Source organism: Pseudomonas sp. 8209, from assembly GCF_028682105.1.
GTDB lineage: Bacteria > Pseudomonadota > Gammaproteobacteria > Pseudomonadales > Pseudomonadaceae > Aquipseudomonas > Aquipseudomonas palmensis.
Window position 1 is genome coordinate 65,952 of record NZ_JANIAH010000010.1, and the last position, 21,292, is coordinate 87,243.

Below are 21,292 nucleotides of genomic sequence, written 5' to 3' on the forward strand. Positions count from 1 at the left end.
AAAAAACCCCGGCACCTTTCGGCCCGGGGTCTCTTTCAACACATCAGATCAATGCGCGTAGGTCAGCAGCAGTTCGGTCGGCACCTTGGTGTCCAACGACATCATCACGCTCAACGCAGTGATGGTGAAGATAGAAAACACGAACAGCTTGCGCGCCCACAGGCGATCATCCACAGCCTTGTAGCCGGTCCAGGCCATGTACAACCAGTACATGCCCATCGCCGCGGCCACGGCCATGTAGCTCATGCCGGCATAACCACCGATGGTCAGCATCAGGGTCGCTGCCAGGAACGCCACGATGTACCAGAGGATGTGTTTCTTGGCCACCAGGATGCCACGCTTGACCGGCAGTACCGGAATCGAGGCCGCCAGGTAGTCGTTGAAGCGGAAGATCGCGATCGCATAGGAATGCGGCATCTGCCACAGGCTGAACATCACCAGCAGGGTCAACGCAGCCAGGTCGAAGCTGTTGCTCACGGCGCAGTAGCCGATCACCGGAGGCATGGCACCGGACAGGCTGCCTACCAGGGTGCCGTGCACCGATTTGCGCTTCAGGTACAGGCTGTAGAAACCCACGTAGATGATGAACCCGATCAGGCCGAACAACGCTGCCAGGGCATTGGCCTGCACGTACAGCAGGCCAAGCCCGGCCACCCCGAGCAGGGTGGCGTAGGCCAGCGCGATCTTCAGCGAGACCTGCCCTTGAACCATCACACGGTTCTTGGTGCGCTCCATCTTGATGTCGATGTCACGGTCGATGCAGTTGTTGAACACGCAACCGGACGCCACCACCAGCGAAGTGCCGATCACCGTGGCCAGGAACAGCATGAAGTCCACATGCCCTTGCGCGGCAAGGAAGAAACCGCCTACCACAGAAAGCACGTTACCGAAAATGATCCCCGGTTTGGTGATTTGGATAAAGTGCTTAAAGGACATGCCGTCTTACCTCACTTCGCCATCATGCTGGTGTGGATGCTGAACATGATCCACAGCGACAGGCCGACCAACAGTGCAATGACCAACCCGGTGAACAGGAAGGCGCTGACGTTCTCACGCTGCTCTGGCGAACGGTCCAGGTGCAGGAAGTAGTACAGGTGCACGACGATCTGGATGACCGCGAAGGCCACCACGATCAGTACAGTCATGTCTTTGGGCAAGGTCGGGTACATCACCAGACCGAACGGGATCAGCGTCAGGATCACCGACAGTACGAAGCCGATTGCGTACGACTTCACGCTGCCGTGGCTGCCCTCGGCGTGCTCGTTATGTGCGTTAGCCATTTACAGAACCCCCAGCAGATAGACAACGGTGAATACGCAGATCCAGACCACGTCCAGGAAGTGCCAGAACAGGCTCAGGCAACCCATGCGGGTCTTGGCCGAACCGGTGATGCCCTTCTTCTGGATCTGGTACATCATCACGGCCATCCAGATCAGACCACCGGTCACGTGCAGACCGTGGGTGCCGACCAGGGCGAAGAAGCCCGACAGGAAGCCGCTGCGCTGCGGGCCGAAGCCTTCGCTGATCAGCAGGTGGAACTCGTTGACTTCCATGACGATGAAGCCAAGGCCGAGCAGGAAGGTGACTGCCAGCCAGGCCAGTACACCGTTCTTGTTGCCCTTGTACATCTGCAGCATGGCGAAGCCGAAGGTGATACTGGAGAACAGCAGCAGCGCGGTTTCAGCCAGTACATACGGCAGTTCGAAGATGTCGTGACCCGACGGGCCGCCGGCAAAGTTGCCGGACAGCACCGCGTAGGCTGCGAAGATCGACGCAAACAGGATGCAGTCGGTCATCAGGTACAGCCAGAAACCGAATACGGTCATCTGGCCCGAGTCGTGGTGTTCTTCGTGCCCATGGTCGTGACCATGAGCAGCATCAGCATTGATTACATGACTGGACATTGATTAAACCCGTTCAAACGATTCGACAGGCGCACCGACTGGCGAGCCGGTAGCCAGACCGAGGTGCTTCAGACGCTCACCTTCGATACGTGCCACTTCCTCGGCAGGAACCATGTAGCCCTGGTCGTCACGCGCAGCGTGAGCAACGAAGACAGCGATGGTGCCGATCAGGCCGACCGCGGCCAACCACCAGATGTGCCAGATGGTGGCGAAACCGAAGACGGTCAACAGCGCGCCCATGTACAGACCGGTAGCGGTGTTGTTCGGCATGTGGATCGGTGCGTACTGGGCCGGAGCCTTGTAGGCGATACCGGCGCGCTTGGCTTCGGTCCATGCGTCCAGGCCGACTTTTTCCGGCATGGTGGCGAAGTTGTAGAACGGCGGTGGCGACGAGGTCGACCATTCCAGGGTGTGCGCATTCCATGGGTCGCCAGTGACGTCCATGTTGTCCTTGCGATCGCGGATCGACACGTACAGCTGGATCAGCTGGCAGGCGATACCGAACAGGATCAGCACGGCACCGACCACGGCCACGTACAGGTACGGTTCCCAGGCAGGGTTGTCCGAGTGGTTCAGACGACGGGTCATGCCCATGAAGCCCAGTGCGTACAGCGGCATGAAGGCCACGTAGAAACCGGAGATCCAGAACCAGAAGGCAGCCTTGCCCCACTTCTCGTTCAGGGTGAAACCGAAGGCTTTCGGGAACCAGAAGGCGAAGCCGGCAATGTAGCCGAACACCGCACCACCGATGATCACGTTGTGGAAGTGAGCGATCACGAACAGGCTGTTGTGCAGCACGAAGTCAGCACCAGGTACGGCCAGCAGTACGCCGGTCATGCCGCCGATCGAGAAGGTCACCATGAAGCCCAGGGTCCACAGCACTGGCGCGGTGAAGCGCAGACGGCCCTGGTAGATCGTGAACAGCCAGTTGAACAGCTTGACCCCGGTCGGGATCGAAATGAGCATGGTCGCCAGACCGAAGAAGGTGTTGACGCTGGCGCCCGAACCCATGGTGAAGAAGTGGTGCAGCCATACGCCGAAGCCCAGAACCGAGATCGCACCCGAGGCGTAGATCATCGACTTGTGACCGAACAGGCGCTTGCCGGTAAAGGTCGAGATGACTTCCGAGAACACGCCGAACGCCGGCAGGATCAGGATGTACACCTCAGGGTGACCCCATGCCCAGAACAGGTTGACGTACATCATCGGGTTCCCACCAAGCTCGTTGGTGAAAATGTGGAAGTCCAGATAACGGTCAACGGTCAGCAGTGCCAGGGTCGCGGTCAGGATCGGGAACGAAGCCACGATCAGGATGTTGGCCCAGGTGCAGGTCCAGGTGAAGATCGGCATGTCCATCAGCTTCATGCCAGGGGCGCGCATTTTCAGCACGGTGGCCAGGAAGTTGACACCGGTCAGCGTTGTCCCCAATCCGGATATCTGTAGCGCCCAGATGTAGTAGTCGACACCGACCCCAGGGCTGTACTGGATACCCGCCAGCGGTGGATAGGCCACCCAGCCGGTCTTGGCGAACTCGCCCACGCCCAGGGAGATGTTGACCAGCGCAACGCCGGACACCAGCAGCCAGAAGCTCAGGGAGTTGAGGAACGGGAAGGCAACGTCACGTGCACCGATCTGCAGAGGCAGGGCCAGGTTCATCAGGCCGGTGAAGAATGGCATCGCCATGAAGATGATCATGATCACACCGTGAGCGGTGAAGATCTGGTCATAGTGTTCAGGAGGCAGATAGCCCTCGGCGCCGCCAGTGGCCATGGCCAGCTGGGTACGCATCATGATGGCGTCGGCAAAGCCGCGCAGCAGCATGACCATCGCGACGATGATGTACATCACCCCGATCTTCTTGTGGTCGACCGACGTCAGCCACTCGGTCCACAAGTAGGTCCACTTGCGGAAATAGGTGATTGCAGCAACCAACGCGAGACCGCCGAGCGCGATCATGGCGAGGGTCACCATGACTATCGGCTCGTGATACGGGATCGCGTCCAGACTAAGTTTACCGAACATCTTTTACTCCTCTGCCCCAGCAGCTGAATGCATACTCACGTCCATCGCTTCGGCCGCTTCTTTGTGCTCTTTCTTCTCGTGCACCACCGGCTTGCCACGGTTCATGCCCTCGTACTTGTCGACGATGGACTGGAACATGTTTTCCGGGGCCACGCTGTAGAGCGCAACCGGGTTGTTTTCGCTAGGTTTGGCCAGAGCCTCGTAGGTGGCCTTGTCCAGTTGTTGCGGCGACTGCTTGACCTCGTTGACCCACGCCTCGAAATCTTCCTGGGACGTGGCGATCGCCTTGAACTTCATGCCGGTGAAGCCGGCACCGCTGTAGTTGGCGGAGATCCCGTCGAACTCGGCGTTCTGGTTGGCAATCAGGTGCAGCTTGGTGGTCATGCCCGCCATCGCGTAGATCTGGCCGCCCAGGCCCGGGATGAAGAACGAGTTCATCACGGCGTCGGAGGTCACGCGGAAATTGACCGGGGTGTTGGCCGGGAAGACGATCTTGTTGACCGTGGCAATGCCCTGTTCCGGGTAGATGAACAGCCATTTCCAGTCCAGCGCGACCACGTCGATCTGCACCGGCTTCACGTCGGAATCCAGTGGACGGTACGGGTCCAGCTTGTGGGTGGAGAGGTAGGTGACATAACCCAGGGCGATGATGATCAGCACCGGGATGGACCATACGGCCACTTCGATCTTGGTCGAGTGCGACCAGTCAGGGGTGTAGGTGGCAGCCTTGTTGGAGGCGCGATACTTCCACGCGAACGCGATCGTCATGAAAATGACAGGAATCACCACCAGCAACATCAGGCCGGTAGCGATCAGGATCAGGTTCCTTTGCTCAATGCCGACCTGGCCCTTCGGGTCGAGCAGGGTCCAGTTGCACCCACTGAGTAAAAGCATGCCTAAAAAGGGCAGAATGCCAAACAGTCTGGGGTAACGCTTTTTACTCATCTCACGACCTCTAGAGCAGCTTGCTTCAATGCAATTTGTGTTTTGGTCGCCAACACTTCGTCCTGCCAAGCGTCAGCATTTATGGGATCGAATACGGTCACGCCGGAATTCAGCTGCGGCTGCTCGGCAGAACCGGTGTGCAACGGTGCTTATTGTTTTGACTTCGTAGGCAATCAGGCCTGTTTACAGACCAATTCCATTTGGTGCGGAAAATCACGGGAGGGGGGTCAGCCCGGCATCGCCGCAGGCGATGCTCGTCAGAGTCACGAAAGGGGCCGGAGCTCCTTTAATCCTGCAACTCGCAAGCGGTGCCGAACGGAAATTGGGGGCGATTGTAGTGACGTAACATGGCCATGACTATGACTTATTGAGCAACAGTCCTTTACAGAAAACGTAACAATAGCGCAGCAAAAATCAATTTCGCGACAGTTTGTCGCACCCCTGGCTGTAGCCCTGAAATGCCCGTACCGCAAGGGTTGGGACTTGATCCAGGTCAACCTGGAGGCGACTTCTTCGGAAAATTCTCAAGCCCTGCGCACTTGCCTCGACACGGGACTTTTGTCTAACGCTGGCGACGGTTGCGGTAGATGCCCAGCGGCACCAGCACGGCGGTCAGCACGAAGGCCAGCAGCGCCCATTGCGCCAGCGACAGCCCCAGCACCGGCGGGTACGGCGTCGAGCAGAAACCATCCACCTGGAACACCAGCGGCAGCACCGAGGCCAGCGGCAGGCCGTCGACGATCGGCTGCAGTGTGTCGATGCCGCAGCTGACGGCCGGGTTGGCCAGAATGTAGGCGTGGTTGCCCGCTGCAGCAATGCCGCCGATGGCGCTCAGCACCACCAGGGCCTCGAACAGCGTGAGGCTGCGCCGCCCGGGCATGGCCGCACCGATGAAGGCGAACAGGGCGATGAACAGCAATGCATAGCGCTGCAGGATGCACAGTGGGCACGGTGCCTCGCCCAGCACGATCTGCATGTACAGGGCACCGCCGATCAGCGCCAGGCAGATGGCGCCCAGCAGTACCAGAAAGCGCCGTTCCCGATTCAGGCGCTGCGTTAGATCGTTCATTCCCGTTCCCTTCACTAGATAGGTGGCTCAAGCCTGGGCGCAATTCTACACGCCGACCATGACCACAGGGAGTGAAGGTTAAACCGATTAAAAGAAGATTAAGGTCGGCAGCTTAGCCGGCGCCTGCAGCACATTCGTGCACCTGCAGGCGCCGGCATTGCCGGCGAACAGGCCCCGGCCCTTACTCGAGTGCTGCCGCCGGCCCGAAGAACTCGTAGCGGCTCTGCTGCTCCGGCACCCCCAGGGCCTTGAGCTGACGCCTGATCGCCGCCATGAAGCCCTTGGGCCCAAGGAAGTACGCGTCCAGGTCACGCTCGACCGGCAGCCACTGCGCCAGTTGATCCTGGCTCAGCAGCCCCACGGCGTCGGCCGGCAGGCTCACCCCGTCATCCTCGGCGTAGCAATAGAAGCGCTTGAGCTGCGGATGACGCGCCGCGCGTTCGTCCACCCAGTCGCGAAACGCATGCACAGCACCGTTGCGCGCGCAATGAATGAAGTGCACCAGGCGACCGCTGGCCAGGGCCGCGTCGAGCATCGCCAGGGTCGGGGTGATCCCTACCCCGCCGCTGATCAGCACCAGCGGCTTGTCGCTGGCGCTCAGGGTGAACTCGCCCGCCGGCGGGAACAGCTCCAGGGTATCGCCCACCTGCAGGTGCTCATGCAGGTAGTTGGACACCTTGCCGCCTGCCTCGCGCTTGACGCTGATGCGGTACTCGCGGCCGTCACCCAGCGCCGACAATGAATAGTTGCGCCGATGCTCCTGGCCATCGATCTGCACCTTCAGGCCCAGGTACTGGCCGGGCTCGCCCTTGAGAACCGGGCCGCCATCGAGCGGGGCGAAGTGAAACGAGACGATCTCGCTGCTCTCCTGCACCCGCGCCGCCAGCCGGAACGCCCGCGCACCGCGCCAGCCACCCGGCGCCTGGGCCTTCTGCTGGTACAGGCCCTCTTCGGCGCCGATCAGGATATCGGCCAGTTGCTGGTAGGCCGCGCCCCAGGCCGCGATCACCTCGGGGGTGGCGATCTCCTTGCCGAGCACCTCTTCGATGGCACGCAACAGGCAGGCGCCGACGATCGGGTAGTGCTCGGGCAGGATCTGCAGCGCCACGTGCTTGTTGATGATCTGGTTCACCAGGCCGCCCAGTTGCTCGAGCTGGTCGATATGGCGTGCATACATCAGTACGCCATTGGCCAGCGCCCGCGGCTGGTCGCCGCTGGCCTGGTTGGCCTGGTTGAACAACGGACGCACCTCGGGGTATTCGCTGAGCATCAGTTTGTAGAAATGCGTGGTCAGCGCCTCGCCGCCGCTTTCCAGCAGCGGAACGGTGGCTTTGACGATGGCACGATCTTGGGCATTGAGCATGGGTAACTCCCGGGCCTTATGGCTTCTGGATAATCTGCCCGGGTTGTTTCAGCTTTCGTGCCAACTATTAAATCCATATAAATCAATAGCTTGAATATTTTTGAGTCAAATTGACCACAGCCCTGCTAGAGTCATAAAGACTCGAAGGAGTCATCATGACCGCAAAATCCCTGCTTACCGCACTGCTGCCCCTGGTCAGCGACCTGTCTCGCGAGCTGCCCGAACGCGAACGCTACCGTCGCCTGCTCGAAGCCATGCGCGCCCTGTTGCCATGCGACGCCGCCGCGCTGCTGCGCCTGGATGGCGAATGGCTGGTCCCCCTGGCGGTGGACGGCCTGAGCCCCGACACCCTGGGCCGGCGCTTCAAGGTCAGCGAACACCCGCGCTTCGCCGCCCTGCTCAGCCGCAGCGAGCCGACCCGCTTTGCCAGCGACAGCCAGTTGCCCGACCCCTACGACGGCCTGGTCGAGGGCCTGCACCAGCACCTGGAGGTACACGACTGCATGGGCTGCCCGCTGTTCGTCGACGAACGGCCCTGGGGCCTGATCACCCTCGATGCGCTGGCCCCGGAGCGCTTCCAGCAGGTCGAGCTGGACGCCCTGCAGGCCTTCGCCAGCCTGGCCGCCGCCACGGTCAACGTGGCGCAACGTATCGAACGCCTGGCCCTGCGCGCCGAAGACGAACACCAGCGCGCCGAGATCTACCGCCAGGCCAGCGGCCAGCAGCACCAGGAACTGATCGGCCAGAGCAAGGCCCACAAGCACCTGCTCGAAGAGATCCGCCTGGTCGCCGGCAGCGACCTGACCGTACTGGTCACCGGTGAAACCGGAGTCGGCAAGGAGCTGGTGGCCCAGGCCATCCACCAGCAGTCGGCGCGTGCCGACAAGCCGATGATCAGCCTCAACTGCGCCGCCTTGCCCGACACCCTGGTCGAGAGCGAGCTGTTCGGCCATGTGCGCGGCGCCTTCACCGGCGCGGTGGGCGAGCGACGCGGCAAGTTCGAGCTGGCCAACGGCGGCACACTGTTTCTCGACGAAGTGGGCGAACTGTCGCTGGCCGTGCAGGCCAAGTTGCTGCGCGTGCTGCAAAGCGGACAGCTGCAGCGCCTGGGCTCGGACCAGGAGCACCAGGTTGATGTGCGCCTGATTGCCGCCACCAACCGCGACCTGGCCGAGGAAGTGCGTGCCGGGCGCTACCGCGCCGACTTCTACCACCGCCTGAGCGTGTACCCGCTGCGGGTGCCGGCGCTGCGCGAGCGCGGGCGCGACGTGCTGCTGCTCAGTGGCTACTTCCTGGAGCAGAACCGCTCGCGCATGGGCTTGAACAGCCTGCGCCTGAGCAGCGATGCCCAGACCGCGCTGCTGGCGTACGACTGGCCGGGCAATGTGCGCGAACTGGAGCACCTGATCGGCCGCTCGTCGCTCAAGGCGCTGGGCCAGCACCCCGAGCGGCCGAAGATCCTGACCCTGGAGGCCCGCGACTTCGACCTGCCCGGCGCCGGCCCGGGGGCAGCGCCCAGCGTGGCGGCGCCACTGCCACCACCGCCCGGCACCGACCTGCGCCAGGCCCTGGACCTGTACCAGCGCCAGCTGATCGAGGCCTGCCTGGAGCGCCACCAGCACAACTGGGCCAGTGCCGCGCGCGAGCTGGGCCTGGACCGCGCCAACCTCAGCCGCCTGGCCCGCCGACTGGGGCTACGCTGAAGTGCAGTGGCGGATTAAAGCCTGGCGCGCTCGGGTCGATAACCCGGCAGATCCCTTATTCTCTTTGCCCTGAAGGTGCCTATGGCCTCGCAAAATGCCCGCGCCGACTCGCTGTCGCTGCTGCTGTTCACCCTGCGCAGCGGCAAGCTGATGGCAATCAACCTGCTCAAGGTCAGCGAGATCATCCCTTGCCCGCCCCTGACCAAGCTCCCGGAATCGCACCCGCACGTCAAAGGCGTGGCCACCCTGCGGGGCAACTCGCTGTCGGTCATCGACCTGTCGCGCGCCATCGGCGAGCGCCCGTTGGAAGACCCCAACGGCGGCTGCCTGATCGTCACCGACATCAGCCGCTCCAAGCAGGGCCTGCACGTGCAGGCGGTGAGCCGCATCGTGCATTGCCTGAGTACCGACATCAAGCCGCCGCCCTACGGGTCGAGCAGCAAGGCATTCATCACCGGGGTAACCCAGGTGGACGGCACGCTGGTGCAGGTGCTGGACATCGAAAAGGTCATTCACGGCATTGCGCCGCCGCCGCGTGAAGTGAGCAGCAGCGAGCTGAACCCCGAAGACGCCGCCGTTCTGCAGGCCACCAACATACTGGTGGTCGATGACAGCCATGTGGCACTCCACCAGTCGGTGCTGACCCTGCGCGGCCTGGGGCTGGAATGCCACACCGCCAAGAGTGCCAAGGATGCCATCGACACCCTGCTGGAGCTGCAGGGCACCGACCGGGAGATCAACGTGGTGGTCTCGGACATCGAGATGTCCGAGATGGACGGCTACGCCTTCACCCGCACACTGCGCGAAACGCCTGACTTCCAGCACCTCTATGTACTGCTGCACACCTCGCTGGACAGCGCGATGAACAGCGAGAAAGCCCGGCTGGCAGGGGCGAACGCGGTGCTGACCAAGTTCTCCTCGCCGGAGCTCACCGATTGCCTGATCGTGGCAGCGCGGGCGGTGGCTTTCGCCGAGCGCTGAGCCGCCCCCCTTCGCCGGCAAGGCCGGCTCCTACAGGCACCGCGTACCCTTGTAGGAGCCGGCCTTGCCGGCGAAAAAAACCGGACAAACGCTGAAACGCTCCCGCTCCTGCAAAAATCGACGCTCTGGCATAATCAGCGGCCTGCCCCTCATGAGCCGCCCATCATGAAAGCCCTCACCTTCGCCCTGCTGGCCCTGTTCAGCCTCGGCGCCCATGCCTCCAGCGACCAGGCCTGGGCCGACCACGAACAAGCCCTGACCAGAGCCTGCCTCGCCGCCAGCCAGTTCAAGGATGCCCGGCCCGCCAGCAAGCCGGCCGAGTTCGACGACCGCGTCGGCTACAGTGCCCTGCTGATCAGCGGCCACTACCCGCAAAAGCACATGAAGAACCAGAAAGGCAGCGAGCTGTGCCTGTTCGACAAGCAGCGCAAGACTGCCTTCATCACCGAATGGACCCCCGCCAAACCGTGACCAGCGCTGCAACCTCACTCCAGTTCGACTGCACCGGCTGTGGCAAATGCTGCAATGGCCACCACGTTCCCCTGACCCTCGACGAAGCGCGCCACTGGGTGGCAGATGGCGGCCAGCTCATCGTGCTGGTGGAAGCCTTTCTGGCCAACGGCCTGGGCCTGCCCGACGCCCAGCGCGAGCACGCCACCCGCCGTGCCTGCGCCGTGCCCTGCGGCAGTACCCAGGCACACGTGGCCATCACCTTCGCCGCGTTCAACCCCGGCGCCTGCCGCAATCTGGATGCCGACAACCTGTGCCGCATCTATGAGCGCCGGCCGCTGGTGTGCCGTATCTACCCGATGGAAATCAACCCGCACATCCCGTTGCGCCCCGACGCCAAGGACTGCCCGACCGAAGCCTGGCAACGCGGCCCGGTACTGATCCACGGCAGCCAGTTGATGGACCGCCAACTGGCCGAGCTGATCGAGCGCTCGCGCCAGGCCGACCGCGACGATATCCACGCCAAAGTGCAGATCTGCCAGCAACTGGGCATCACCACCAGCGCGCTCAAGGGCAACGGCTTCACCGCCTACCTGCCCGACACCGGGGCGCTGCACGCCGCCCTGCACGCCCCGGGCAACGCCGCGCTGGCGCCCTGGACCCTGCACGTGGAAAACCCGGCACTGGTCGAGCAACTGCATCAGGCCGGCGCCCGGGTGTGCAGCACATCGGCTGGCCACTACAGCTTCATCGGTTTCTGAGCGGCGCCTAGCGGCGCTGCCAGAACTCCTCGGCCAGGCGCCGCAGGTCTTCGGCCAGACCGGCCACGTCGCTGGCGTTGGCATGCCCGTGCTGACCGGCCACCACGCTCTCTTCGCTGGCCTGGCGAATGCTGATGATGTTGCGGTTGATATCTTCGCTGACCAGGCTCTGCTGCTCCACCGCCGCAGCAATCTGCAGGCTCATCTCGCTGATCTGGTTGACCTGCTGGCTGATGCCGTCCAGCGCCACCGCCGCCTGCTGCGCCTGCTCGACGCTCTGCCCGGCATGCTCGCGGCTCTCGTGCATGGCCTGCACCGCATCGCGGGTGCCGCGCTGCAAGGCGCTGATCATGCGCTGGATTTCGCCGGTGGACTCGGCCGTGCGCTTGGCCAGGCCGCGCACCTCATCGGCGACCACCGCAAAGCCACGCCCCTGATCCCCCGCCCGCGCCGCCTCGATGGCCGCGTTCAGTGCCAGCAGGTTGGTCTGCTCGGCGATGCTGTGGATAACCGACAGCACTCCGGAAATTTCCATGCTGTGGCCTTCCAGGGTGTGGATAACCTCGGTGGCAGCGCTCAGTGCGCTGGCCAGTTCGAGGATGCTGCTGCGGCTGCGGTCCACCAGCTGATGACCATTCTGGGTGGCATCCTCGGCATGCTCGGCGGCCTCCGAAGCCTGCTGGGCATTGCTGGCCACCTCGGCCACGCTGGTGGTCATCTGGTTGATTGCCGCCGCCACCTGATCGGCCTCGCCCTGCTGGCCCAGGGTGGTGGTGTGGCTGTGCTGCAGGTGCTGCGCCAGCTCTGCGGTGTGGCCGGCCAGGCGCTGCGAGGTGTCGCCAATGCGCCCCACCACCGCCCCGATCTGCGCCTCGAGCATCAGCAGGGCGAATTCGATCTGCCCCACGGCGCCCGCCTTGCCGGTATACAGCTGCTGGCTCAACGGGTTGTCGGCAATCGACTGCGCCCGCACCCGTAGTTGTTCCAGTGGGCGCAGCAGCACCGACACCAGCAGCGCACTGAGCCCACCGGCGGCCACCAGCTCCAGCAGCCACTGCCACGGCAGCGCCGGCAACAGCAGGCGGCTGGTGCCCAGCACCACTGCCAGCACCAGGCCTGTGCCCAGCCCCAGCTGCAACGCCAGGCCAGGGCGCGGCAGGCGTTGCCACCAGGGCAACGGGCGCTGCTGGCGCAAGCGTGCATAGCAGCGTTCGGCGGCCTCCACCTGCGCCGGGGTGGGCTTGGTGCGCACCGACTGGTACTCCACCGTCTGGCCCTGGCTGGTGACCGGCGACACGAATGCGCTGACCCAGTAATGGTCGCCATTCTTGCAGCGGTTCTTCACCAGCCCCATCCACGAGCGGCCGGCCTTGAGGGTCTGCCACATCTGCGCAAAGGCCTGGGAAGGCATGTCGGGATGGCGTACCACATGGTGCAACTGGCCAATCAGCTCGTCGCGCTCGAACCCGCTGACCTTGAGAAAATCCTCGTTGGCATAGGTAATGGCGCTGGTCAGATCGGTGGTGGAAAGGATATTCGCGTCACCGGGGTAATCTACATTGCGGCCGGTCACAGGCAGATTGCTCTTCATCGAAAGCGCTCGCGTTTTTATAGGTGGAGGGGCGGCAGGGCGAGAGACTCTACGGGGCAACATTTAGTAAAACCTTGATCCAGCGCAGACTATTGGCACTTGGCCATCTGCCAGCTGACAGCGCTGACAGGTGGGCGTCACACTGCTGACCCCCAGTAGCAGCTATAACCTACTGACAGCCCTCCTTTTTCTGCCCTGGCGCCGTGCACGCATGCGAATTTCCAGCTCTCGAGTGTTTTTTTTCGGCCTGATAGCGTTGCTGCTGGGCCTGGCGCTGTACCTGACTTTCGGTCGCCACACGGCCAGCCAACCGGCCATGCCCGTGGCCACCCCGGTCAGTGTGATCCAGGTGCAGCAGCAGGATGTGCCGCACTACCTCAGCGCCATCGGCGCGGTGCAGTCGCTGCACAGCGTGCAGATCCGCCCCCAGGTGGAGGGCGTGCTGACCCGGATCCTGGTCAAGGAGGGCCAGTCGGTGCAGGCCGGCGACCTGCTGGCCACCCTGGATGACCGCAGCATCCGCGCCAGCCTCGAGCAGGCCCAGGCGCAACTGGGCCAGAGCCAGGCCCAGCAGCAGGTGGCCGAGGTCGACCTCAGGCGCTACCGCCTGCTCAGCGAAGACAATGGCATCTCGCGCCAGACCCTCGACCAGCAGCAGGCGCTGGTCAACCAGCTCAAGGCAAGCATCCTCGGCAACCAGGCAGCAATCGCCGCGGCCAAGGTGCAGTTGTCGTACACCCAGATCCGCTCGCCGGTCACCGGACGGGTGGGCATTCGCAACATCGACGAAGGCAATCTGGTGCGCACCAGCGACGCCCAGGGCCTGTTCAGCGTGACCCAGATCGACCCCATCGCGGTGGAGTTCGCCGTGCCGCAGCAATGGCTGCCGACCCTGCAGGGGCTGGTGGCCGCCGAACCCCCGGCGCCGATCCGTGCCTACCTCGAAGGCAACGGCGACAGCGGCGGCCTGCTGCTGGGTGAAGGGCACCTGAGCCTGATCGACAACCAGATCGCCGCCAACACCGGCACCCTGCGCGCCAAGGCCGCGTTCGACAATGCCCAGGCCCGCCTGTGGCCGGGGCAACTGGTGAGCCTGAAGATCCAGACCAGCATCCAGCGCGATGCGCTGGTGGTGCCCCCCGGCGTGGTGCAGCGGGGCATCGACCAGCACTTCGTGTACCGCGTCGAGGGCGACAAGGTCGCGGTGGTGCCGGTCAAGGTGCTGTACCAGGACAGCAACCTCAACGTGATCAGCGGCGTAGCGGTCAACGACACGCTGGTGGCCGACGGGCAGTCGCGGCTCAGGCCCGGCGCCCGGGTCGAGGTGCTGGCAGCCCCGCCCGCCGCGCCCGTCGGCGACGATGTTGCCGGCAGCGGTGTGCAGCCATGAGCGGGCGCAGCTCGATCAGTGCGTGGTGCATCGACCGCCCGGTGGCCACCCTGCTGCTGACCTTCGCCCTGGTGCTGCTGGGCGTGGTGGCGTTCCCGCAGTTGCCGGTGGCACCGCTGCCCGAAGCGGACTTCCCCACCATTCAGGTCAGCGCGCAGCTGCCCGGCGCCAGCCCCGAGACCATGGCCTCGTCGGTGGCCACACCGCTGGAGGTGCAGTTCAGCGCCATCCCCGGCATGACCCAGATGACCTCCAGCAGCGCACTGGGCTCCACCAGCCTGATCCTGCAGTTCACCCTCGACAAGAACATCGACACCGCCGCCCAGGAAGTCCAGGCCGCGATCAACACCGCCTCCTCGCGCCTGCCCCAGGACATGCCGAGCCTGCCCACCTGGCGCAAGGTCAACCCGGCCGACAGCCCGGTGCTGATCATGACCGTCAGCTCCGCGCAGATGCCGGCCAACGAACTGAGCGACTACGCCGAAACCCTGCTGGCACGCCAGCTGAGCCAGATCGACGGGGTCGGGCTGGTCAACATCACCGGCCAGCAGCGCCCGGCGATTCGCGTGCAGGCCCAGCCGGAAAAACTCGCCGCCATCGGCCTGACCCTGGCCGACCTGCGCCAGGCCATCCAGCAGACCAGCCTCAATCTGGCCAAGGGCGCGCTGTACGGCGACAGCAGCGTGTCGACCCTGGCCACCAACGACCAGCTGTTCCACCCCGATGAATACGCCCAGCTCATCGTCGCCTACCGCGACGGCGCCCCGGTACACCTCAAGGACGTGGCCACGGTCATCAACGGCGCCGAAAACGCCTATGTCAAAGCCTGGTCCGGCGACCAGGAAGGCCTCAACCTGGTGGTGTTCCGCCAGCCCGGGGCCAACATCGTCGACACCGTGGACCGGGTCATGCAGGCGCTGCCGCACCTGGAGGAAATGCTCCCGGCATCGGTGCAGGTGTCGGTGCTCAGCGACCGCACCCAGACCATCCGCGCCTCGCTGCACGAGGTGGAGATCACCCTGCTGATCGCCGTGCTGCTGGTGATCGCGGTCATGGCGCTGTTCCTGCGCCAGTGGTCGGCCACGCTGATCGTCTCCAGCGTGCTGGGGGTATCGCTGGTGGCCAGCTTCGCGCTGATGTACCTGTTCGGCTTCAGCCTGAACAACCTGACCCTGGTGGCCATCGTCATCGCCGTGGGGTTTGTGGTGGACGATGCCATCGTGGTGGTGGAAAACATCCACCGGCACCTGGAGGCCGGCGACGACAGCCGCACGGCTGCCCTCAAGGGCGCCGGCGAGATCGGCTTCACCGTTGTCTCGATCAGCTTCTCGCTGGTGGCCGCGTTCATTCCGCTGCTGTTCATGGGGGGCGTGGTGGGGCGGCTGTTCAAGGAGTTCGCCCTCACCGCCACCTCCACCATCCTGATTTCGGTGGTGGTCTCGCTGACCCTGGCGCCGACCCTGTGCGCGCTGTTCATGCGCCGCCCGCAACACCCCGAGCACGCCGCGCCGACCTTCGGCGAACGCCTGGTGGCCGGTTACGATCGGCTGCTGGTCAGGGCCCTGGCGCACCAGCGGCTGATGCTCGGGCTGTTCTTCGTGACCCTGGCCCTGGCCATCGGCGGCTACGTGGCCATTCCCAAGGGCTTCTTTCCGGTGCAGGACACCGGCTTCATCCTCGGCACCACCGAGGCCGCGGCCGACGTGTCGTACCCGGACATGGTGCGCAAGCACCAGGCGCTGGCGAAGATCATCGAGGCCGACCCTGCGGTACGCGCGTTCTCGCACTCGGTGGGGGTTACCGGCAGCAACCAGACCATCGCCAACGGGCGCTTCTGGATCGCCCTCAAGGACCCTGCCCAGCGCGATGTGTCGGCCAGCGAGTTCATCGACCGGCTGCGCCCCAAGGCCGCCCAGGTGCCGGGCCTGGTGCTGTACCTGCGGGCCGGGCAGGACATCAACCTCAGCTCCGGGCCCAGCCGCAGCCAGTACCAGTACGTGCTCAAGAGCAACGACGGCCCGGCACTCAACCTGTGGACCCAGCGCCTGACCGAACGTCTGCACGCCAACCCGGCGTTCCGCGACCTGTCCAACGACCTGCAACTGGGCGCCAGCGTGACCCGCATCGACATCGACCGCCAGGCCGCCGCGCGTTTCGGCCTGACCACCGCCGACGTCGACCAGGCGCTGTACGACGCCTTCGGCCAGCGTCAGATCAGCGAGTTCCAGACCGAGACCAACCAGTACAAGGTGATCCTGGAAATCGATGCACGCCAGCGTGGCAAGGCCGAGAGCCTGGCCTACTTCTACCTGCGCTCGCCCCTCAGTGGCGAGATGGTGCCGCTGGCGGCGCTGGCCAAGGTCGCGGCGCCCAGCACCGGGCCGCTGTCGATCAGCCACGACGGGCTGTTCCCGGCCGCCAACCTGTCGTTCAACCTGGCACCGGGGGTAGCCCTGGGCGATGCGGTGAGCATCCTCGAACGCACCCAGCGCGAGCTGGGCATGCCGGCCTCGATCATCGGCACCTTCCAGGGCGCGGCCCAGGCCTTCCAGAGTTCGCTGTCGAGCCAGCCGTGGTTGATCCTGGCCGCGCTGGTGGCGGTGTACATCATTCTGGGGGTGCTCTACGAGAGCTTCGTGCACCCGCTGACCATCATCTCCACCCTGCCTTCGGCGGGCCTTGGCGCACTGGCGCTGCTGTGGCTGATGGGCCAGGACTTCACCATCATGGGCCTGATCGGCGTGGTGCTGCTGATCGGCATCGTCAAGAAGAACGGCATCCTGCTCATCGACTTTGCCCTGGAGGCCCAGCGCCAGCGCGGGCTTGCGCCAGAGGCGGCGATCCACGAGGCGTGCCTGACGCGCTTTCGTCCGATCATCATGACCACCCTGGCCGCCCTGCTGGGCGCGGTGCCACTGATGCTCGGCGCCGGGGCCGGGGCCGAGCTGCGCCAGCCGCTGGGCATCGCGGTGGTGGGCGGGCTGCTGGTCAGCCAGGCGCTGACACTGTTCACCACGCCGGTCATATACTTGGCCCTGGAGCGCCTGTTCCACCGCCGCCGCAACGACCTGCCGGCGGCCCGGCCGATCGAGAACTGAGAGCCGACCATGCGCGTGCTGATTATCGAAGACGAACAGAAGACCGCCGACTACCTGCATCGCGGCCTCACCGAACAAGGCTTTACCGTGGACCTCGCCCCGGACGGCATCGAGGGCCTGCACCTGGCCCTCGAGGGCGACTACTCGGTGATCGTGCTCGACGTGATGCTGCCGGGCCTGGATGGCTACGGCGTACTGCGCGCCCTGCGTGCACGCAAGCAGACCCCGGTGATCATGCTCACCGCCCGCGAGCGCGTCGAAGACCGCATCCGCGGCCTGCGCGAAGGCGCCGACGACTACCTGGGCAAGCCGTTCTCGTTCCTCGAACTGGTGGCGCGCCTGCAGGCGCTGACCCGCCGCAGCGGCGGGCACGAGCCGGTGCAGATCCAGGTCGCGGACCTGTGGGTGGACCTGATCAGCCGCAAGGCCAGCCGCGCCGGCCAGCGCCTGGAACTGACCGCCAAGGAGTTCTCGCTGCTCAGCGTGCTGGCGCGCCGCCAGGGCGAGATCCTGTCCAAGACCGCGATTGCCGAGCTGGTGTGGGACATCAACTTCGACAGCGACGCCAACGTGGTGGAGGTCGCCATCAAGCGCCTGCGCGCCAAGCTCGACGGCCCGTTCGAGACCAAGCTGCTGCACACCATCCGAGGCATGGGCTATGTACTGGAAAGCCGTGCGCACTAACTCCATCGCCCTGCGCCTGAGCCTGCTGTTCAGCCTGGTGGCGCTGGGCGTGTTCCTGCTGATCGGCGGTGCCCTGTACAAACAGGTCGACCGCAGCCTCGACCTGCTGCCGGAGGCCGAGCTGGACGCCCGCTACAGCGTGCTGGAATCGGCGCTGACCCGCTATGGCACCCGGGAGCACTGGGCCAAGATCACCAACAAGCTCAACCTGCTGGGCGAGGAAGACCGGCGTATCCGCTTCTGGGTGGTGAGTGGCGACGCGCACTACGAGTACGGCCAGCCCGACGCCGCGCTACGCGACTTTGCCGCCGGCCCGCTGGGCATGCGCGACCTGCAGATGGAGGGCCGGCCGTACCCGTACAAGGTGCTGGTGAGCGAGCTGCCGGCGCTGGACCGGCGCCCTGCCCTGCGCTTTCTGCTCGGCATCGATACCGAAACCTTCTGGCACACCCAGCACACCCTGCTGGGGGCATTGATCAGCCTGGCGGTGATCGGCGTGCTGCTGGCCTCGGCCCTGGGCTACTGGGCTGCCCGCATCGGCCTGCGGCCGCTGCGGGCGCTGTCGGCCGAGGCCCAGCAACTGGCGCCACCGCACCTGAGCGCACGCCTGTATGCGGCCGACCTGCCGCCAGAGCTGCAACAGTTCGCCGGCACCTTCAATGCCACCCTGGAGCGGGTCGAGCAGGCCTATTCACGCCTGGAGGGGTTCAATGCCGACGTGGCCCATGAGCTGCGCTCGCCCCTGACCAACCTGATCGGCCAGACCCAGGTGGCGCTGACCCGCGGTCGCAGCGCCGAACATTACTTCGAGGTACTGCAATCGAACCTGGAGGAACTGGAGCGGCTGCGCAGCATCGTCAACGACATGCTGTTCCTGGCCAGTGCCGACCAGGGCAACAAGGCCACAGCGCTGACCAGCAGCTCGCTGGCCGAGGAAGTGGCGACCACCCTGGACTACCTGGACTACATCCTCGAGGACGCCCAGGTACGGGTGCAGGTCAGCGGCGATGCACGGGCGCGCATCGAGAAGGCGCAGTTGCGCCGGGCGCTGATCAACCTGCTCAACAATGCGGTGCAGCACACGGCCCGCCAGCAGGTGATCCAGGTGCATATCGAGCGTCAGGGCGAGCAGGTATGCATTGCCGTGAGCAACCCGGGCCCGGCCATCGAGGCCGTGCACCTGCCTCGCCTGTTCGAGCGCTTCTACCGGGTGGATGCCGCGCGCAGCAACAGCGCCGTGGGCAACCATGGGCTGGGGCTGGCGATCGTCAAGGCGATTGCGCTGATGCATGGCGGCAGCGTGTTTGCCCGCAGCCAGGCGGGGGCCAATACCTTCGGGATTCTGTTGCCGGCCTGAAGCCCCCATCGCTGCGCTCGACTGTTGCCCGAAATGCAACAGTGCATTGCCCAATCCCCTCTGTTTCAACCCCCCACCGAGGACTATCGTACCCACACCAAATAGATAGCTTGCTATGCAAGAAGGTAGCTTCAAATGTCCAACAGTATGGGTATTGCCAGTATTTTCGTCCTGTCGTCCGTATTGCTCTCGCCCCTGGCCATGGCCGAGGAGTCCCCTGCTTTCGTGGCGCAGTACGCCGCCCGCGCCGCTGCCGCGCAGCAAGGCCGCGAAGCCCTCGCCCAGCAGCAGGACCACGCCAAAAACCTGGAGCAGACCGCGTCCAAAGGTTCTGCGAGTGCCGACAAAGACAGCTGATACGCTGCCTCTGCCTCTCTCCTATTCCCTCGACTGCTGCGCTGGCGACGTGTTCGCCTGCGTGGCCGTCTTTCAAAGCCGCTGCTATCAGCGGCTTTTTTTTGGCCTGGACAAAAGGTTCTGCGGCCAGAGATGTGTCCTCACAAGAAAACACCGCTTCGCACAATAAAAAGCTGCATCCCTCACCTCAAGGAGTCCACACCGGTGATCCACGCGTTTCGCTTGACCCCGCTGTTCGTTGCGCTGGCTGCAACGATGCCCCTGCACGCCCAGGCCGACGAGGCCGAAGGCTTCGTCGAAGGTGCGCACCTCGACGTGCTCAGCCGCAACTACTACCTCAACCGCAACCAGCTGCAGCGCGGCAACCACGACAACCGTGAATGGGGCCAGGGCTTCATCGGCAAGTTCGAGTCCGGGTTCACCCAGGGCACCGTGGGCTTTGGTCTGGATGCCCATGCCATGCTCGGCCTCAAGCTCGACGGCGGTGGCGGTACGGCGGGTTCGAGCATCCTGCCCTACCACTACAAGGACGATGGCGAACTGGGCAAGGCCCCGGATTCGTTCTCCAATGCCGGCGCTGCCATCAAGCTCAAGGCCTTCGACACCGTACTGCGTGCCGGCGACCTGTTCCTGACCAACCCGGTGATCGCCGGTGGCGAAACGCGCATGCTGCCGCAGACCTTCCGCGGCGTCAGCCTGACCAACAACAGCATCGACGGGCTGCAACTGGAAGGCGGCCAGGCCAGCTTCACCAAGCTCTACAACCAGAGCGGCCACAAGCGCATCGGCGCTACCTACGGCAACCTGCCAGATGACCGCGAAAGCCGTCACCTGAACTGGGCCGGCGCAGCCTGGGCACCGGTCGAAGGTTTTACCAGCAGCCTGTACGCCGCCGAACTCAAGGACGTGTGGAACCAGTACTACCTGGACCTGGACTACACCTGGCAGCTCGCCGACGGCGTCAGCCTCAACCCCGGCCTGCACTATTACCACACCCAGGACACCGGCGATGCGCTGCTGGGCAGCATCGACAACAACACCTACAGCCTGCATCTGGCGCTCGGCGTGGGTAACCACACCGTCACTGCGGTGTACCAGCGGGTCAACGGCAACACGCCGTTCGACTACATCACCCTGGGCGACAGCGTGTACCTGGACAACTCGCAGATGTATTCGGACTTCAACGGGCCTGGCGAGCGTTCGTGGAAACTCAAGTACGCCTATGACTTCGCCGGCGTCGGCATGCCCGGCCTGACCACCGCCGTGTCGTACTCGCGCGGCAAGCTGGACCTGAGCAAGGTCGACCCGGCCAGCGCCGGCTACAGCAACTGGTACAGCGCCGACGGCGACAATGCGCGCCACTGGGAACGCGACATGGACCTGGCCTACGTCTTCCAGCAAGGCTCCCTCAAGGACCTCAGCGTGCTGCTGCGCTGGGCCTCGCACCGTGGCAGCCAGGGCTACGCCCAGGTCGACAACGATGTGGACGAATACCGCGTGATCGTCGAATACCCGCTCAACGTCTTCTGATCCCACCGCCATGCGCCAAAGAGCTTGCAGGATGCAGGCTCTTTTCCTGCAAATAGCCCCAAGATGCCGTACATCAATCGGCACCAG

18 protein-coding genes and 1 pseudogene are annotated in these 21,292 nt (G+C 64.4%); 10 read left to right on the forward strand and 9 right to left on the reverse strand.

Translation table 11 applies throughout. From position 1 onward, the window contains the following. Positions 1–48: 48 nt before the first annotated feature. The 7 genes from cyoE to hmpA form a co-directional block, all read right to left on the reverse strand. A complete protein-coding gene (gene cyoE / locus NP552_RS21195) occupies positions 49–936 on the reverse strand; it encodes a heme o synthase (protein ID WP_274097126.1) in 888 nt (295 codons plus the stop codon). Between the two features lie 11 nt (positions 937–947). Next, positions 948–1,280 carry a cytochrome o ubiquinol oxidase subunit IV gene (gene cyoD / locus NP552_RS21200; RefSeq protein ID WP_043864407.1) on the reverse strand — a complete coding sequence of 111 codons (333 nt, stop codon included), beginning with the start codon at positions 1,278–1,280 and terminating at the stop codon, positions 948–950. Beyond that, positions 1,281–1,904, reverse strand: a complete 624-nt coding sequence (cyoC, locus tag NP552_RS21205; RefSeq protein ID WP_043864406.1) for a cytochrome o ubiquinol oxidase subunit III — start codon at positions 1,902–1,904, stop codon at positions 1,281–1,283. It lies immediately after the preceding gene. Positions 1,905–1,907: 3 nt separating this feature from the next. Beyond that, positions 1,908–3,926, reverse strand: coding sequence for a cytochrome o ubiquinol oxidase subunit I (cyoB, locus tag NP552_RS21210; RefSeq protein WP_043864405.1), 2,019 nt, complete (start codon positions 3,924–3,926; stop codon positions 1,908–1,910). A 3-nt stretch (positions 3,927–3,929) separates the two neighbouring features. After that, on the reverse strand, positions 3,930–4,871 hold the full coding sequence (gene cyoA, locus NP552_RS21215; protein WP_043864404.1) for a ubiquinol oxidase subunit II: 942 nt from the start codon (positions 4,869–4,871) through the stop codon (positions 3,930–3,932). 562 nt (positions 4,872–5,433) lie between these two features. Further along, a complete protein-coding gene (locus NP552_RS21220) occupies positions 5,434–5,940 on the reverse strand; it encodes a disulfide bond formation protein B (RefSeq protein WP_043864403.1) in 507 nt (168 codons plus the stop codon). A 181-nt stretch (positions 5,941–6,121) separates the two neighbouring features. After that, positions 6,122–7,303 (reverse strand): NO-inducible flavohemoprotein, encoded by a 1,182-nt coding sequence (gene hmpA, locus NP552_RS21225; protein ID WP_088515291.1) that lies wholly within the window; start codon positions 7,301–7,303, stop codon positions 6,122–6,124. A 155-nt stretch (positions 7,304–7,458) separates the two neighbouring features. Between hmpA and norR the strand changes: the two genes are divergently transcribed. The 4 genes from norR (at position 7,459) to NP552_RS21245 (ending at position 11,198) form a co-directional block, all read left to right on the forward strand. Further along, complete coding sequence (gene norR, locus NP552_RS21230; RefSeq protein WP_274097127.1) at positions 7,459–9,006, forward strand: nitric oxide reductase transcriptional regulator NorR; 1,548 nt, start codon at positions 7,459–7,461, stop codon at positions 9,004–9,006. An 81-nt stretch (positions 9,007–9,087) separates the two neighbouring features. Beyond that, positions 9,088–9,987, forward strand: a complete 900-nt coding sequence (locus NP552_RS21235) for a chemotaxis protein (protein ID WP_043864400.1) — start codon at positions 9,088–9,090, stop codon at positions 9,985–9,987. Positions 9,988–10,152: 165 nt separating this feature from the next. Next, positions 10,153–10,458, forward strand: coding sequence for a hypothetical protein (locus tag NP552_RS21240; protein ID WP_043864399.1), 306 nt, complete (start codon positions 10,153–10,155; stop codon positions 10,456–10,458). Continuing rightward, positions 10,437–11,198: a YkgJ family cysteine cluster protein gene (locus NP552_RS21245; protein ID WP_078479911.1), complete on the forward strand. Its 762-nt coding sequence runs from the start codon at positions 10,437–10,439 to the stop codon at positions 11,196–11,198. Before NP552_RS21240 ends, NP552_RS21245 begins: the two co-directional genes overlap by 22 nt. Positions 11,199–11,205: 7 nt before the next feature. On the opposite strand, the gene NP552_RS26135 is transcribed toward NP552_RS21245, so the two are convergent. Both NP552_RS26135 and NP552_RS26140 read right to left on the reverse strand, forming a co-directional pair. Beyond that, on the reverse strand, positions 11,206–12,078 hold the full coding sequence (locus tag NP552_RS26135) for a methyl-accepting chemotaxis protein (protein ID WP_370409068.1): 873 nt from the start codon (positions 12,076–12,078) through the stop codon (positions 11,206–11,208). Positions 12,079–12,459: 381 nt separating this feature from the next. Further along, a pseudogene (locus tag NP552_RS26140) lies at positions 12,460–12,852 on the reverse strand (PAS domain-containing protein); the annotation flags it as partial. 148 nt (positions 12,853–13,000) lie between these two features. Between NP552_RS26140 and NP552_RS21255 the strand changes: the two are divergent. The 6 genes from NP552_RS21255 (at position 13,001) to NP552_RS21280 (ending at position 21,205) form a co-directional block, all read left to right on the forward strand. Continuing rightward, entirely contained in the window at positions 13,001–14,179 is a 1,179-nt protein-coding gene (locus NP552_RS21255) for an efflux RND transporter periplasmic adaptor subunit (RefSeq protein ID WP_254997808.1), read from the forward strand. Continuing rightward, positions 14,176–17,277 (forward strand): multidrug efflux RND transporter permease subunit, encoded by a 3,102-nt coding sequence (locus NP552_RS21260; protein ID WP_043864395.1) that lies wholly within the window; start codon positions 14,176–14,178, stop codon positions 17,275–17,277. Before NP552_RS21255 ends, NP552_RS21260 begins: the two co-directional genes overlap by 4 nt. Before the next feature lie 9 nt (positions 17,278–17,286). Next, a complete protein-coding gene (locus NP552_RS21265; RefSeq protein WP_043864394.1) occupies positions 17,287–17,961 on the forward strand; it encodes a heavy metal response regulator transcription factor in 675 nt (224 codons plus the stop codon). Then, a complete protein-coding gene (locus tag NP552_RS21270; protein WP_274097128.1) occupies positions 17,936–19,318 on the forward strand; it encodes a heavy metal sensor histidine kinase in 1,383 nt (460 codons plus the stop codon). The genes NP552_RS21265 and NP552_RS21270 overlap by 26 nt, the downstream gene beginning before the upstream one ends. 135 nt (positions 19,319–19,453) lie before the next feature. Then, complete coding sequence (locus tag NP552_RS21275; RefSeq protein WP_043864392.1) at positions 19,454–19,675, forward strand: hypothetical protein; 222 nt, start codon at positions 19,454–19,456, stop codon at positions 19,673–19,675. Between the two features lie 255 nt (positions 19,676–19,930). Further along, positions 19,931–21,205, forward strand: a complete 1,275-nt coding sequence (locus NP552_RS21280; RefSeq protein ID WP_231390716.1) for an OprD family porin — start codon at positions 19,931–19,933, stop codon at positions 21,203–21,205. Positions 21,206–21,292 lie beyond the last annotated feature (87 nt).

What these genes read in the sequence shown, in the direction of transcription:
- cyoE (WP_274097126.1), bottom strand. Translation starts at nt 936, where the DNA reads ATGTCCTTTAAGCACTTTATCCAAATCACCAAACCGGGGATCATTTTC.
- cyoD (WP_043864407.1), bottom strand. Translation starts at nt 1,280, where the DNA reads ATGGCTAACGCACATAACGAGCACGCCGAGGGCAGCCACGGCAGCGTG.
- cyoC (WP_043864406.1), bottom strand. Translation starts at nt 1,904, where the DNA reads ATGTCCAGTCATGTAATCAATGCTGATGCTGCTCATGGTCACGACCAT.
- cyoB (WP_043864405.1), bottom strand. Translation starts at nt 3,926, where the DNA reads ATGTTCGGTAAACTTAGTCTGGACGCGATCCCGTATCACGAGCCGATA.
- cyoA (WP_043864404.1), bottom strand. Translation starts at nt 4,871, where the DNA reads ATGAGTAAAAAGCGTTACCCCAGACTGTTTGGCATTCTGCCCTTTTTA.
- NP552_RS21220 (WP_043864403.1), bottom strand. Translation starts at nt 5,940, where the DNA reads ATGAACGATCTAACGCAGCGCCTGAATCGGGAACGGCGCTTTCTGGTA.
- hmpA (WP_088515291.1), bottom strand. Translation starts at nt 7,303, where the DNA reads ATGCTCAATGCCCAAGATCGTGCCATCGTCAAAGCCACCGTTCCGCTG.
- norR (WP_274097127.1), top strand. Translation starts at nt 7,459, where the DNA reads ATGACCGCAAAATCCCTGCTTACCGCACTGCTGCCCCTGGTCAGCGAC.
- NP552_RS21235 (WP_043864400.1), top strand. Translation starts at nt 9,088, where the DNA reads ATGGCCTCGCAAAATGCCCGCGCCGACTCGCTGTCGCTGCTGCTGTTC.
- NP552_RS21240 (WP_043864399.1), top strand. Translation starts at nt 10,153, where the DNA reads ATGAAAGCCCTCACCTTCGCCCTGCTGGCCCTGTTCAGCCTCGGCGCC.
- NP552_RS21245 (WP_078479911.1), top strand. Translation starts at nt 10,437, where the DNA reads ATGGACCCCCGCCAAACCGTGACCAGCGCTGCAACCTCACTCCAGTTC.
- NP552_RS26135 (WP_370409068.1), bottom strand. Translation starts at nt 12,078, where the DNA reads ATGCTCGAGGCGCAGATCGGGGCGGTGGTGGGGCGCATTGGCGACACC.
- NP552_RS21255 (WP_254997808.1), top strand. Translation starts at nt 13,001, where the DNA reads ATGCGAATTTCCAGCTCTCGAGTGTTTTTTTTCGGCCTGATAGCGTTG.
- NP552_RS21260 (WP_043864395.1), top strand. Translation starts at nt 14,176, where the DNA reads ATGAGCGGGCGCAGCTCGATCAGTGCGTGGTGCATCGACCGCCCGGTG.
- NP552_RS21265 (WP_043864394.1), top strand. Translation starts at nt 17,287, where the DNA reads ATGCGCGTGCTGATTATCGAAGACGAACAGAAGACCGCCGACTACCTG.
- NP552_RS21270 (WP_274097128.1), top strand. Translation starts at nt 17,936, where the DNA reads ATGTACTGGAAAGCCGTGCGCACTAACTCCATCGCCCTGCGCCTGAGC.
- NP552_RS21275 (WP_043864392.1), top strand. Translation starts at nt 19,454, where the DNA reads ATGTCCAACAGTATGGGTATTGCCAGTATTTTCGTCCTGTCGTCCGTA.
- NP552_RS21280 (WP_231390716.1), top strand. Translation starts at nt 19,931, where the DNA reads ATGCCCCTGCACGCCCAGGCCGACGAGGCCGAAGGCTTCGTCGAAGGT.